The sequence below is a fragment of the Prochlorococcus sp. MIT 0801 genome, from assembly GCF_000757865.1.
Taxonomy (GTDB): domain Bacteria; phylum Cyanobacteriota; class Cyanobacteriia; order PCC-6307; family Cyanobiaceae; genus Prochlorococcus_B.
In genome coordinates, this window is the sequence record NZ_CP007754.1 from 1226926 (window position 1) to 1241303 (window position 14378).

At 34.2% G+C, this 14378-nt stretch carries 11 protein-coding genes; 7 read left to right on the forward strand and 4 right to left on the reverse strand.

What is annotated here, in order from left to right:
- The first annotated feature begins 38 nt into the window (after positions 1-38).
- From EW15_RS06730 to EW15_RS06750, 5 genes are all read left to right on the forward strand, one after another.
- Positions 39-3818 carry a UvrD-helicase domain-containing protein gene (locus tag EW15_RS06730; RefSeq protein WP_038653456.1) on the forward strand — a complete coding sequence of 1260 codons (3780 nt, stop codon included), beginning with the start codon at positions 39-41 and terminating at the stop codon, positions 3816-3818.
- 12 nt (positions 3819-3830) lie between these two features.
- On the forward strand, positions 3831-5540 hold the full coding sequence (locus EW15_RS06735) for an AAA family ATPase (RefSeq protein ID WP_038653459.1): 1710 nt from the start codon (positions 3831-3833) through the stop codon (positions 5538-5540).
- Between the two features lie 148 nt (positions 5541-5688).
- Positions 5689-7458 (forward strand): DEAD/DEAH box helicase, encoded by a 1770-nt coding sequence (locus EW15_RS06740; protein WP_038653462.1) that lies wholly within the window; start codon positions 5689-5691, stop codon positions 7456-7458.
- A 62-nt stretch (positions 7459-7520) separates the two neighbouring features.
- Positions 7521-7745 carry a hypothetical protein gene (locus EW15_RS06745; protein ID WP_038653465.1) on the forward strand — a complete coding sequence of 75 codons (225 nt, stop codon included), beginning with the start codon at positions 7521-7523 and terminating at the stop codon, positions 7743-7745.
- A gap of 22 nt (positions 7746-7767) precedes the next feature.
- The gene (locus tag EW15_RS06750; RefSeq protein WP_038653468.1) at positions 7768-9558 is read left to right on the forward strand and encodes an ABC transporter ATP-binding protein; all 1791 of its coding nucleotides are present in this window, start codon (positions 7768-7770) and stop codon (positions 9556-9558) included.
- Between the two features lies 1 nt (position 9559).
- Here EW15_RS06750 and psbP read toward each other — a convergent pair whose 3' ends face one another.
- Positions 9560-10105 carry a photosystem II reaction center PsbP gene (psbP, locus tag EW15_RS06755; RefSeq protein ID WP_038653471.1) on the reverse strand — a complete coding sequence of 182 codons (546 nt, stop codon included), beginning with the start codon at positions 10103-10105 and terminating at the stop codon, positions 9560-9562.
- Positions 10106-10224: 119 nt separating this feature from the next.
- Here psbP and recR point away from each other — a divergent pair, with 119 nt between their 5' ends.
- Together recR and lipA are read left to right on the forward strand one after the other, a co-directional pair.
- Positions 10225-10824, forward strand: coding sequence for a recombination mediator RecR (gene recR / locus EW15_RS06760; RefSeq protein ID WP_071841061.1), 600 nt, complete (start codon positions 10225-10227; stop codon positions 10822-10824).
- Between the two features lie 11 nt (positions 10825-10835).
- Positions 10836-11759, forward strand: coding sequence for a lipoyl synthase (gene lipA, locus EW15_RS06765; RefSeq protein WP_038653474.1), 924 nt, complete (start codon positions 10836-10838; stop codon positions 11757-11759).
- 19 nt (positions 11760-11778) lie between these two features.
- On the opposite strand, the gene EW15_RS06770 is transcribed toward lipA, so the two are convergent.
- Genes EW15_RS06770 through bioB form a run of 3 tightly spaced genes read right to left on the reverse strand, consistent with a single transcriptional unit; the run spans position 11779 to position 14285 of the window.
- Entirely contained in the window at positions 11779-12279 is a 501-nt protein-coding gene (locus EW15_RS06770; RefSeq protein ID WP_038653477.1) for a hypothetical protein, read from the reverse strand.
- On the reverse strand, positions 12276-13235 hold the full coding sequence (locus EW15_RS06775; protein WP_038653480.1) for a rhodanese-related sulfurtransferase: 960 nt from the start codon (positions 13233-13235) through the stop codon (positions 12276-12278). The genes EW15_RS06770 and EW15_RS06775 overlap by 4 nt, the downstream gene beginning before the upstream one ends.
- 6 nt (positions 13236-13241) lie before the next feature.
- Positions 13242-14285, reverse strand: coding sequence for a biotin synthase BioB (gene bioB, locus EW15_RS06780; protein ID WP_038653483.1), 1044 nt, complete (start codon positions 14283-14285; stop codon positions 13242-13244).
- Positions 14286-14378 lie beyond the last annotated feature (93 nt).

Sequence of the window (14378 nt, forward strand, 5' to 3'; positions counted from 1 at the left end):
ATGAGTTGTTATTTTATGATTGTAAATATGAAATAGATATGAATAATATTGAATTATTTCAAGCAAATAAATATCCTTTAACTAATGGAATGCGCCTAATAGAAGCAAGTGCTGGTACAGGCAAGACATTCTCTCTTTCTCATCTTGTCTTAAGGTTATTGACTGAAAAAGAGTATTCGATAAACGAAATACTGGTTGTTAGCTTTACAGAAGCTACAGCATCAGAAATAAAAGCAAAAATCATTGAAAGACTAATTTCAGCATTAAAAATAATTGAATCAATAAATACAAACGTAAAACCATATCAAATTGACGACGTATTAAATGAATGGATTGAATTAAATATTACATCCAAAGAAAGGGGTTTATATATAGCTTCCCTGCTATTAGAAGCATTAGAAAGAATTGACACTGCAGATATCACAACAATTCATGGATTTTGCAGTAAAACTCTTCGTAGAGAAGCTATAGAGAATGGTAATAATTTAAACCCAACCATTGAAAAAGATTCAAATTCACTAATAAATGAAATTGTTGAAGAATATTGGATAAAAGAAATATTAGAAATAGAGATTTCAGAATTAAAAGGGATATTTAAAACTAATTTTAATCGTAAGAATTTAATTCAAGTTCTTAGTTCATTGGATAATGATCCAAATAATATTTTCAAACAAACATTTAATGACTTACAAATAGAAGAAAGTCTTTCAAGTCAATTAAACAACTTAATTGATTTATTATGGATAGAATTTAAAACTATATGGAAAGAAAAGGGCCAAGAGCTTGAAGAGGGATTTATAGAAATTGCGAAAGATCTAAAATCTCAGGGTATTACAGGGACACAGCCATACTCATCCAAGCCTAGGAAAAATCGTTATCAGCTTTTAAGTAACTGGATTGAAGAATATAAAGAGAAAAAACGACCATCATATGAGGATATTCAAAATCAAACCCTTATAAATAAATATTTTCATCCTAAAAATATTTACAAATTAGATATGAAATATAAAATAAATTCTTGTTCAAAAGAAATGAAGGAAACACTTGATATCATAGGAGCTTTATACGATAGTCCAGGTGAATTAGTTTGGGAACATGCTTTGTTATTTACTAAGAGAGAGCTTGAGAAAAGAAAATCTAAGAAGGGTCTGATAAATTATTCTGATCTACTTAAATTATTAGACCCTAAAAAACTCAATAGTAAAAAAATTAAAGATGAATATAAACCTAATAATATCTATAAAAACTTAAAATCTAGATATAAAGTAGCCTTAATCGATGAGTTTCAAGATACTGACCCAGTCCAGTTAAGATTACTAAAAGAAGCCTTTGGTAACAGTGCAACGCATCTATTACTAATGATTGGAGATCCAAAGCAAGCAATCTATAGTTTCAGAGGTGGGAGTTTAAATACATACTTAAAAGCCCGAGAAGCTTGTGATCGAATTGATTTGATGAACGCTAATTATAGAAGTACAAAATCCCTAATCTTAACTCTTAATAAATTATTTCTTGATGGTTTAATTAGATCAAATCTATCGACTCAAGAACTTAATCCATGTTCACAAGAAGAGCTATTAAAACTGAATGGTATAAAAGAACCATTTAAGATAATAAATCTAATAGATAACAATCAAGAGGAAAAAGCACAAAGAGTAAACTTAGAATCAAAAAGCAGAATCGAGGATAAAATTCCGAAAGTTATTGGATCTTATCTGTTAGAACTATTAAGCAATAATCCTAAAGATTTAAACCCCTCAGATATTTGCATACTAGTTAATAGACACGATCAAGCTACCAACATCAATAGCTATTTATCAAAAATAAAAATCCCTTCACAACTCCTAAGCAATGAAAATATTTTTACTAGAGAGGGTGCTCAAATTCTACAGATTTTCATTAACTGCATCGTCAGTCCATACAACCAACAAAAAATTTCCATTTTGGCTTGTTCTGAGCTAATGCAATGGAAAAAGAAAAAACTTATTGAATCAAAAATTAATGGGGATTTTGATTCATTATCTTCGAAGTTCAATGAACTTGCCAAATTATTTCCAAAGATTGGATTGTTAGGGTGTTTATCAAACTTTCTAGAAGGTAAATCAATAGCTGACCTTTCTCAAAGAGGAACTTTGTTAGGTGATTTATATCAAAGCTCTCAGTTAGTAGACGAACAGATCCATCGACAGCAATTGAATGCTTTAAGAGCATCACAATGGCTTAGCTCGCAACGATTCCAGCCCATCGAGTCAATACCTGAAGAGTATCAACCTAATAGTGCCATTAGTAATAGCTCCGTAAATATCATTACAATCCATAAGAGTAAAGGACTTCAATTTAAAATAGTAATCTGTCCATACTTATGGCAAAGACCTCCAGATAAAAAAAGTCATTTATGGAAAGATAATCAAAATCTATTAATTTCTAAAAAGTATAAATGGCATAAAAAATATTGTTCATATCAAAATTTCATTAGAAAAGAATCATTAAATGAAGCAGAGCGGTTAGCTTACGTTGCTTTTACAAGAGCCAAGCAACAATTAATAGTCCTGTGGGCAAAGGCTGCTGATCAAGAAGGGAACCCTCTTTCAGGATTTTTATTTGGATCTGAATCAATAAATTTAAAAATAGAAGAGCATACAAAAGCAATGATGGAAAAGTCATTCAAGAGAAGGGAACTAAGAGTTGATATTCAGGATATAAAAGCAATTGAAACTAATAAAACATGGACTCAACCGAAAAATGAAGTCAAATTACAACTTGGAGAAACTCCTAAACATCAGTTTGAGAATAGTTGGGGAAGGTATAGTTTTTCAAAATGGATATCACAAAAAGATGACGAATTAATTCTGAAAGACTTTTCAGAAGAGTTAAATGAAGATCATGCATTTAAAGATGAAATTGAGGATGTATCTCTCCAAAAAATTGATCAATTATTGATAGAGAACGATCAAAGTATTGACAAATCAGAAGATCAGGTTTTATCGATCGAAAGTCCTATTGGTGATTTCCCCCGAGGTCCTATAGCAGGGACTTGTCTTCATAAAATACTTGAAAAAATAGATTTCAATGATATTGAAAATCAACTAAAAGTTTCAGCTATAATAGAAGAAGAATTAAATACAGTTAATATAAGTAATTCATTTATTGAACCAATAAATATTTTATTAAAGAGAATTGCAAATATTCCTTTAGGTGGTCCTTTAGGTAAATTAAAGATGAAAGATTTAAATTCTAAAAGCTCTATCAAAGAATTAAAATTTGATATTCCAATTTGTCATAAAGCTAATCCAATTAATACTTCAGAATTATCATCCATATTTAAAGAAGATCCCCAAAATAAATATGGTACAGACTATATAAATAAACTTATGAATCTAAATATCTATAGCAGCGGTTTCCTAACCGGATCCATAGACCACATTTTTGCAGACAACCCAAATCATGAAATTGCTAAATGGTGGGTTTTAGATTGGAAAAGTAACTGGATAGGAAGTCCACTATCAAAAGATGGTGGATCTTTTTGTGGTCCCTCTAATTATTCAATTTCCAGAATGGATGAAGAAATGTACCATCACCACTATCCACTTCAAGCTCATATATATTTACTTGCTTTACATAGATTTTTAAATTGGAGACTCCCCGAGTATTCACCTCAAAAACATCTTGGAGGTTACATTTACGTGTTTTTGAGAGGACTTCCAGATAAAGGAGATTTAGAAGAAAAGAGTTTCTCTCAAAGGACTCCAGGCTTAATCGTAGAACCTGCTCCTATTAAAAGAATTCAAAAATTAGATTTATTGATTAAAAGAATTTAAACGAGAGAACCCTTGAAAAAAAAATTTCCAACTGATTTAAATAAAGCATTATTAGCTACTCTAATTCGCTATTTTCCACCCATAGAGTTTAATGAAGCCTTAATTGATGTTGTAAATGTACTAATGGATGGATTATCAAGAGGTGATGTTTATATAGACATGAAAGAAATCCCTAAAAATCTTGAACTTAAATATAAAGATTGGCCCAGCTTTCATATGAAAGCCTTATTAGAGAGTGGCTGGACTAAAGAAGATAACTCCCCAATAGTTTTAAATGGGGATTTTATAAGTTGGCGTCGAACACATAATGAGATTGTTGAGACCATAAATAAAATACACTTAAGGAATCAAACTATTAATAACCTATCTAAAGAATTATCTGTTCGAATTGAAGCTAAGAATTTAGAGCATCTAAATATTCAACAAGTAGAAGCTGTTAACCTTGTTAAAAGTGAAAAAATCATCTTATTAAGTGGTGGCCCAGGCACAGGCAAGACTAGTACCATCCTTCAAATGCTTTTACAAGCACTAACAAGAAATCCAACTCTTAGAATTGCAATGGCTGCTCCAACAGGGAAAGCCGCAAAAAAACTAAAAGATACTATTCAGGCGGGAATTAAAGGTTTTGATGATCCTATAAAGGATAAGCTTGCTAACATTCCCTCTAAAACATTACATAAATGGTTAGAAGCAGGACCAAATGGCTTCAGAAGAAACTCTCAACGTCTATTAAAATTAGACCTAATAGTCATAGATGAGATGTCAATGGTTGATTTATCAACCATTAATGGATTGCTCGATGCATTAACAAAATCATGTCAAATAATCTTAGTAGGTGATCCTGACCAATTATTACCAATAGGAAGTGGTGGTATATGGCAAATTTTACAAGAGAAAGAAACGAAAACAAACTTTCAAACTAACTCAGTCAAACTAACAAAGTCATACCGAAATAAAGGAGATATCGCTTTATTAAGAAATACACTAAAAGATAAAGGAGTAGATGCCTTTTGGCAGCTCCTTTCAATTAAAAAAGATTCAACAAATACACTTAATTACCTTTCATCCCTAAAAAGTGTTCCAGATCCGGTAGTAAGGACTCTTCTAAGCTATAGAAAGAAGCTTAAAAAGTTAACAGAAAATTGTATCACTCATATTCCAGAAGAAGCCTGGCAATCAAGCATGATTGAGATAGATCAAACAGTTGAGATACAAAAACTCTTTAAATTCATAGATAATCTTCTTATACTTTGTCCGCAAAGATATGGACCTTGGGGTGTAAAAAAAATCCACGAGTTCCTTTTAGGAAAGAGATTTGAGAAGGAAGTGCACAAGTGGGAGGAGGGAACACCCATCATGGCAAAAAGTAATCAACCTGAAATAGGTTTAGCAAATGGAGACGTTGGGATAATTATTGGCAACGGCGAGAAAAGACGTTTTTTATTTAATGTTTTTTCTGAGGAACAAACACTAGTAACTCGATTAATAAATCCATCAAGGTTAAATATATATGATGCGGCATATGCAATGACAATTCATAAAGCACAGGGGAGTGAAGCAGATCAAGTTCTTTTACTTTGGCCAACAAGCTCAAAAGTTTCACACGAGAAGACTTTCAATAAATTTTATTCTTATGATCATGAAAAAAGAATGCTTTACACAGCAATAACTCGTGCAAAAAAACAATTACTGGTAATTACCACTAAAGAAGAAGACTTTTAAAGATGTGGTCAACTAATTCCTAAAAGGATTTTTGAAATGATAAAATAAATCTTATATCCCTTTAACAAGGCGAGTCAGCAAAGCACGGTTATACACCGATCGGAAGTTGTCTGCCTAATTTGAAGGACAAAAAGGCAACCATTATTAGATGACAAATAAGAATCTACATGAGGATTCCTCATGTCCAGTAGAACAAGATGTTCTCGAGGAATCTACTGAGGAAATATTAGATGAAGGTGAACAAAATTCAGAAAATGGATTTTCTGAATTTAACTTTAGTGAAGAACTAATTCAAACAATCTCTGATAAAGGCTACTCATCACCTACTCCGATTCAAAAAGCTGCGATTCCGGAATTACTTCTTGGTAGAGATTTAGTAGGACAAGCTCAAACTGGTACAGGAAAAACAGCTGCATTTGCTTTACCAATCCTAGAAAGACTGAAAAAGAATGTTGGACATCCACAAGTTTTAGTACTAGCTCCAACCCGAGAGTTGGCTATGCAAGTGGCTGAATCATTTCGAACCTATTCGGCAGGTCATCCGCATTTCAAAGTACTTGCAATATATGGAGGTTCTGATTTCCGAAATCAAATCAACACTCTCAGAAGGGGAGTCGATGTAGTCGTAGGGACTCCGGGGCGAGTCATGGATCACATGCGTCAAAAGACTCTCAATACTAGTCATCTGAGTTGTTTAGTTCTAGACGAAGCTGATGAAATGTTGAGGATGGGGTTCATTGATGATGTTGAGTGGATTTTAGAACAATTACCAGAGGAGAGACAACTAGTTTTATTCTCAGCTACAATGCCATCTGAGATCAGAAGATTATCAAAAAAATATTTAAATAGCCCTGCTGAAATAACTATAAAAGCAACTGAATTAAAAGAAAGGCTTATCAGGCAAAGGTATATAAGCGTTCAAAATGTTTATAAAGTTAATGCACTTCAAAGAGTACTTGAAGCTGTATCAGAAGAAGGGGTAATAATATTTGCTAGAACAAAAGCTATTACAATTGTAGTAGCTGAAAAATTAGAATCATACGGATATAACGTAGCAGTTTTAAATGGAGATATTCCTCAAAATCAAAGGGAACGAACTGTTGAAAGATTAAGACAGGGATCTATCAATATTTTAGTAGCTACAGATGTCGCAGCAAGAGGTCTTGATGTAGATCGAATTGGTTTAGTAATAAATTACGATATGCCATTTGATCGCGAAGCATATGTTCATAGAATAGGCAGAACTGGTCGTGCTGGAAGAAATGGTGAAGCAATTCTTTTTGTTAATCCAAGGGAAAGATCATTTTTAAGTAATCTTGAAAGAGCTGTAGGTCAGCCAATTGAAAAAATGGATATTCCAGACAATGACCTTATCAACAATAACCGAATTAAGAAGTTACAAGCAAGATTAATAAAAGCCGCCTCAACAAAGCGAGACAACCCTGAAGAGGCTATTATTTTAGAAGAATTAATAAAAAATGTTGAAAAAGAATTAGATATAGATCCAAAAGACTTAACACTTGCCGCATTAAATTTGGCAGTTGGCTTTAACGCACTCCTTGAGAATGGCAATGAGGATTGGATAAGACAATCAGTTCAAAGGAATACAAGAAATGATCGCAGGGATAATAATAAATTCAAGCAACGTCGAAGAGGTGATTTTGATAACAACAGACTTGAAGATGAAATGGACAGATTCAGGGTTGAAGTTGGGCACCGAGATAGAGTTAAGCCTGGAAATCTAGTTGGGGCAATTGCCAACGAAGCCGGACTAAAAGGGAGATCGATCGGAAGAATAAGAATATTTGAAAATTACAGCCTAGTAGATCTACCAAAACAAATGCCTGATAAAGTTTTCCAAGCGCTAAAGAAAGTCAAAGTAATGAATAGAGAATTACAGATAAATAGAGCAGACTAAAAGCACCAGAGATGCTCTATAACTTAATATTAAGCAGCATAATTACATTACTTATCTTAGAGATGAGTAACTCCTCAGAGACTCAAGCAGGGCATAAAAATACTCTGATTAATAAATTCTGCATTGCATCATTAAAATCAAAACTTGATTTTAATGATGCACAATTGATAGATGAAATTAGTCATTTCACCTGTGAGTGTTTTTTAGAAAAATTTAATTCTGGCAATTCCATAAAAGAATCTCGTATTTACTGCAAACATAAAACAGCAGATAAATACAATCTCTAAAAGAATCACACTCAAAAATAAGATGTATAAATCTAAATCAAAAAAAGAAAAAAGCCCATTAGCAAGACTTTTAAGTAATCTTAAAAGTCAAAAGCGTCTAATTTATTCAGCTATTATTTGCTCTACATTAAATAAATTTTTTGATCTTGCACCACCTGTGCTAATTGGAATATCTGTTGACGTAGTAGTACGAAAAGAAAGTTCATGGCTTGGGTCAATTGGCTTTAATACTGTCCCAGATCAGTTAGTTGCACTCTCAATCGCTTCCTTTTTGATCTGGACAGCTGAATCATTCTTTGAATATTTATATGGATTAATGTGGAGAAATTTAGCTCAAAAAACACAGCACTATTTAAGAATCAAAGCATATGACCATTTGCAAAAATTAGAGATGACATTCTTCGAATCAGACAATACAGGAAGGCTTATGACTGTACTAAATGATGATATCAATCAACTAGAAAGATTCTTGGATGAAGGAGCTAATAAAATTATTCAATTAATAATTACTGTTTTTATTGTTGGAGGGGCAATGATTTTATTAGCTCCTGGGATTGCATTGCTAGCATTCATTCCTATTCCATTTATTCTTTGGGGCTCGATTAAATTCCAGAAAAACCTCGCTCCTCGTTACCGTGAAGTCAGAGATAGGGCAGGAGATCTAGCCTCAAGACTTAATAATAATCTCAGTGGAATGCTTACTATTAAAAGTTTTGCTACTGAAGATTGGGAACTTGAAAGAATAAGACTCGATAGCAATTCATATCAAGAAAGTAATAGAAAGGCAATTAAGTTATCAGCAGCATTTATCCCCTTAATTAGATTCGCGATACTATTTGCATTCCTTGCAATATTAATTGCTGGAGGCTTTCAATCTTGGAAAGGATTAATGCCTGTGGGAACTTATAGTTTTTTAGTATTCATAACTCAAAGATTATTATGGCCCTTAACGACATTAGGTCATATCTTAGATGACTATCAAAGGTCAATGGCCTCAACAAATAGAGTTCTAGATTTAATAGATACTCCAATTAAAATTAAAACTGGGAACGTCAAACTAGATCCAAAAAATGTTAAAGGTGCAATCACATTTAACAATATTGATTTTACATATGAAGGACGCTCTCAAGTTATTAAAAACTTTAGTTTAGATATTAGTCCTGGGAAAAAAATAGGTATTGTAGGTGCTACTGGTTCTGGCAAAAGTACACTTATAAAACTATTATTAAGGCTGTATAAAATTAGTAAAGGTTCCATAGAAATTGATAAAAATTCAATTGAATTATTGGATTTAAAAAGTCTACGACGTTGTATTTCATTAGTAAGCCAGGAAACATATTTGTTTCAAGGCACAATCGAAGAAAATATTTCTTATGGATCACAAAATATTGATATATCAAAAATTAAAAATGCTGCAGATATTGCTGAAGCAACTGAATTTATTACTCAACTACCACAAGGCTTAAACACAATAGTTGGAGAAAGAGGACAAAAGCTATCTGGTGGCCAAAGGCAAAGAATTGCTATCGCAAGAGCAATCTTAAAAAATGCCCCAATTTTAGTTTTAGATGAGGCAACAGCATCTGTAGACAATGAAACTGAAGCCGCGATTCAAAGATCTCTAAAGAAGATAACAGATAGTTGTACAACAATTGTTATTGCACATCGCATAAGCACAGTAATAGATGCTGACGAAATCATAGTTTTAGATAAAGGTAAAATTATAGAGAAAGGCACACATCAATCTCTTCTAAAAAATAGAAATTTCTATTACTACCTTTGGAAAATTCAAGCTGGTGGAAATAATACTTAAATCAGATGAAGAAAGTAAAAGAACTAACTACTCTTTTAAAAGTATCTTGCATTTTTGACCAGCGTTGTTCACTAGTGCTAGCTGCAAGCGTATATAGATAACCTCTATCAACTACGACAGTAGCGAATTCGTGCCTGTCGTTTAATTCTGAATCAACAGAGTATTCAAGGTCATAGAATTTGCGTTGATCAACCTCTCTCTCTGAAGCATCAATCAATTGAATAGGATTATTACTATTTTTCTCACCGAATAGTCTTTCCCCTACAGCATCCGCTCCACCCAAATCATCTAAATCCACTTCATTTTCCAACTTAGAAATAACAAGACTGAGAGTTTCATCGGAGTTAATCAAGTCATGATAAACGACCTCTGGTCCATTATCGACGGCCACTCTCGTCCACCCTGTTGGAAAAAGAAAACCATAGCGTCCATCTTGACTTTTAAAAGGTTCCAAGCCTGCTGCTCCCCCTGTAGAGCAAGCTCCGAGCGTCAAGACCAATGCTATAGCCAGAAGGGATTTAAAAGATGTTCGAAAAAGTTTGATCATTTTGAAGACTCAAGCATCACTATTTTGATACATTTCTAATTTAACTGACGGTAATCTTCTTTAAATTAGTGCAACCCAGATAAAACTCTGACTACATTCAAGTTAATTGCTTCTGAACTCTGAGCGGCTTCACTAAACCATTATCAAAATTAATTGATCAGTTTGAGCAATTGCCCGGTATCGGTCCTAGAACTGCTCAAAGATTAGCTCTTCATCTTTTGCGTCAGCCAGAAGACAAAATTAGATTGTTTTCAGAAGCTCTGCTTAATGCGAAAAGTCAAGTGGGTCAATGTAAGACGTGCTTTCATTTAACCGCAGGAGAACAATGCGAAATTTGTTTAAACAAACAAAGAAATCAAGAACTCATTTGCGTTGTTTCTGAGTCAAGAGATTTACTGGCTCTTGAGCGCACTAGAGAGTACAAAGGCCTTTATCATGTAATAGGTGGGTTAATTTCTCCGATGGATGGGATTGGACCTGAAATGCTTGAAATATCAAGTCTTATCAAAAGAGTCGATAAAGCAAACATAAAAGAAGTCATCCTTGCACTAACACCAAGTATTGAAGGGGATACGACTAGTCTTTATGTAGGTAGATTATTAAAACCATTCACAAAAGTCACTCGTATTGCCTATGGACTTCCTGTGGGAAGTGAGTTGGAATATGCCGATGAAGTAACACTCTCACGTGCTTTAGAAGGTCGTAGAGATTTAGATTAACCATCAAGCATATGACAACAACAACAAGAAAAACAACAAAATACAGTGGCTTCCCCCCAGAAGAGCGTTTACCTAATTGGATCAAACCATCAATAGGTAAAGCAACTCAACTAGAGAAAGTTCAAAAGCTCGTAAAGGAGAACAGATTACATACGATCTGTGAGGAAGGTAGATGCCCAAATAGAGGGGAATGTTATGCCGCTGGAACGGCTACTTTTTTATTAGGCGGCTCAATATGTACAAGGAGCTGTGCCTTTTGCCAAGTAGAAAAAGGAAAGTCGCCCGAGAAAGTAAATATTTTTGAAGCAGAAAAAGTAGCAAATGCTGTTCAGGTATTGAATCTCAAATATGTGGTACTAACAGCAGTCGCAAGAGATGATTTGCCGGATCACGGTGCAAGTCTATTCACGACAACAATGCATGCAATTAGATCATTGAATCCTAGTGTCGCAATTGAAGTATTAACACCAGATTTCTGGGGTGGAAACAACAAGGACAATGTCGAAAAGCAAAGAGAGCGACTTAAGCTAGTTCTTTCTGCTAATCCTATTTGTTTTAACCATAATCTTGAGACTGTCAAAAGACTTCAAAAAGAAGTCAGGAGAGGTGCTACTTACGAACACTCACTCAATCTTCTCAAATTTGCTAGAGAAATCGATCCAAAAATTCCTACAAAATCAGGAATCATGCTTGGATTGGGAGAAAAATTTCATGAAATAATTCAAACCCTTAAAGACCTTAGGAAAGTAGACTGTCAATATTTGACTATCGGTCAATATTTACGACCTTCACTTGCTCACATTCCAGTTTCTCATTATTGGTCACCAACAAAATTTAATGATTTTGCAGAAATAGCAAAGGGATTAGGTTTTAAGAAAGTAAACAGCGGTCCTTTAGTTAGAAGCAGTTACCATGCAAATGAGAGCTTAGATTAGCCTCCTTAAAAAAATCTAACTACTCCGACCAACCCCTATAACTTCTCTCAAATACTTTCTCACAATTACCTACCATTAACGTACCTGCACCTCCCCAAACAAGTCTCAAAGGTAAATCCAAGGGAGAAGATCCAACTTTACGTACAGTATTAAATCCACGCCTACGGAAATAACGTTGCAAGATTTCATGTTGATTATTTTCATCATAAATAGCCAATAATCTTGCACTACTACAGGGAGTCTCCTCTAAAGCCCAGGCCATAGTTGAAGCCCATATTAAATCACCTACACTAGAGCTGGCGTTCTTGCCAACCTTCATCGTATCAAGCTGAAGTCCTTTAGTATTTTGATATGCCCATCCTTTCATTTCACCCAACAACTGAATTTTAGTATTACTGATTATTTCGCCAACAACCAGCTTAAACGACCAAATATTTAGAGGTCTCCGAACTTGTATTCGCAGCAACAATCCTCTTTCAGATGCTTCTTTTTCTAATAAAGTTAAATTAGGTTTAGTCATGAAGATGGCCATATAGAATTTTCAGGTAGACGTTTCATTATTTCATCAATTTGACGTTGTCTTTCTGCAAATCTAGCTCTATCGCTATCTGTGAATTTGTTAACACAAGCATCACATTGCAAGCCTTTAATATACGTCGGCTTTTTCAAGTCCTCCGGAGAGATGGGTAATCCACAAGCATGACACATCCGATGTGAACCAGGTAATAGCTCATGATCTAAAGAGACGCGTTGATCAAAAACAAAGCACTCTCCATTCCATAAACTATCCTCAGAGGAAACATCTTCTAGATATTTTAGTATTCCACCCTCAAGATGATGTACATCGGAAAAGCCTTCTTCTATCAAATAAGAGGTTGCTTTTTCGCATCTTATTCCACCCGTACAATACATTCCTATTTTTAAAGAAGGATTCTCTTCGATTAAAGGTTTTAAATGCTTTTGCACCCATGCAGGAAATTCACGAAATGAGCTTGTCTGAGGATTTAGAGCTCCTGCAAAATTTCCAATTTTTATTTCATACTCATTACGAGTATCAATAACGACACTATCAGGATCTTCTAAAAACTGATTCCATTCACTAGCTTTTATATATTTACCAACGGATTTAGTAGGATTAATTTGTCTAAGTCCAATCGTAACTATTTCTTTTTTCTTACGAGCTTTAAAGCGGCGAAAAGCCTGTTTTTCGCACCAACTATATTTGACATTAATTTCCGATACCTTTAAAAGTTTCACTAATGTTTCAATGAATTCAACTATCGCATTTTCAGTTCCACAAATCGTACCGTTAACACCTTCAGAAGCTAATAAAATTGTGCCTTTTATTTTTTGATTCGTTGCTAAATTCGTTAATTCTTCTTTAATTAAAAGAATTTCTTGATCAATAATCGATATAAAATTGTAAAACGCAGCAACTTTATATTTAAATTTCTTTAGGCTATCGTCTTTTTTCATACCTACTTATTCTTGAGAGAAATTAGCCGTAATTCCAGCATCTTCAAGAAGTTTACGATCTGCTTCCACCTCCGGATTGCTTGTAGTCAAGAGGGTATCTCCATAGAATATAGAATCAGCTCCAGATTGTAGACATAGAATCTGAGCTTCCCTACCTAATTGTTGTCTTCCTGCACTAAGTCTTATTCTGCTTTTAGGCATCACAATCCTTGCTGTCGCGACCATACGAACCATCTCTAATGGATCAATAGAAGACAAATCCTCCATGGGTGTCCCCTCAACTGCAACCAACGCATTAATAGGTACACTTTCAGGATGCGGGTCTAAAGTTGCTAAAACTTTAAGTAAAGATGCTCTATCGGAAACAGATTCTCCCATGCCAATAATCCCACCACAGCACACTGTAATCCCAGCCATGCGTACTCTTCTCAATGTTTCAAGTCGATCTTGATATGTTCTTGTTGAAATGATTTTGGAATAATGCTCAGGACTAGTATCTAAATTGTGGTTATAGGCTGTTAAACCTGCTTCCGCCAATCTAGAGGCTTGAGAATCAGTAATCATTCCAGCGGTGACACATGCCTCAAGGCCAAGCTCTCTAACACCTCTTACCATTTCAAGCATTGAATCAAATGCGTTTCCGTCTTTGATCTCACGCCAAGCCCAACCCATGCAAAATCTATCTGCTCCTGCATCTTTTGCCGCTCTTGCTCTATCAAGAACTGACTCAACTTCAATTACAGGATTAGGTTGAACCGTTGTTTCATTGTGAACAGATTGGGGACAATATGCACAGTCTTCTGAGCATCCGCCTGTCTTCACACTTAGAAGAGAAGCAAGCTGAACTTTATAACCGGGATTGAAAGACCTATGAACTATTTGAGCTCTCCACAACAAATCCATTAACGGCAAACCAAGTATTTCTTTGATTTCCTCTAAAGACCAATTATGTCTAATATCTCCACCCTTTATGAAATTAAAATCTAAATATGATTCGTCTTTGAAATTGAGTTTATTAGATTCCTGAATATTAGGATTAATTAGAGTCATAAAAGATTTTGTATCTGAAAAAATTTAATTGCTATTTAGTTTTAGCCGATAATCTATAAAAAATCATATAACTCAAGATATTCAATTAATTTA

Excerpts from the sequence above, each read along its gene's own strand:
- EW15_RS06740 (WP_038653462.1), top strand. The coding sequence starts at position 5,689 with ATGACAAATAAGAATCTACATGAGGATTCCTCATGTCCAGTAGAACAA.
- psbP (WP_038653471.1), bottom strand. The coding sequence starts at position 10,105 with ATGATCAAACTTTTTCGAACATCTTTTAAATCCCTTCTGGCTATAGCA.
- lipA (WP_038653474.1), top strand. The coding sequence starts at position 10,836 with ATGACAACAACAACAAGAAAAACAACAAAATACAGTGGCTTCCCCCCA.
- EW15_RS06730 (WP_038653456.1), top strand. The coding sequence starts at position 39 with ATGAATAATATTGAATTATTTCAAGCAAATAAATATCCTTTAACTAAT.
- EW15_RS06745 (WP_038653465.1), top strand. The coding sequence starts at position 7,521 with ATGAGTAACTCCTCAGAGACTCAAGCAGGGCATAAAAATACTCTGATT.
- EW15_RS06775 (WP_038653480.1), bottom strand. The coding sequence starts at position 13,235 with ATGAAAAAAGACGATAGCCTAAAGAAATTTAAATATAAAGTTGCTGCG.
- bioB (WP_038653483.1), bottom strand. The coding sequence starts at position 14,285 with ATGACTCTAATTAATCCTAATATTCAGGAATCTAATAAACTCAATTTC.
- EW15_RS06750 (WP_038653468.1), top strand. The coding sequence starts at position 7,768 with ATGTATAAATCTAAATCAAAAAAAGAAAAAAGCCCATTAGCAAGACTT.
- EW15_RS06770 (WP_038653477.1), bottom strand. The coding sequence starts at position 12,279 with ATGACTAAACCTAATTTAACTTTATTAGAAAAAGAAGCATCTGAAAGA.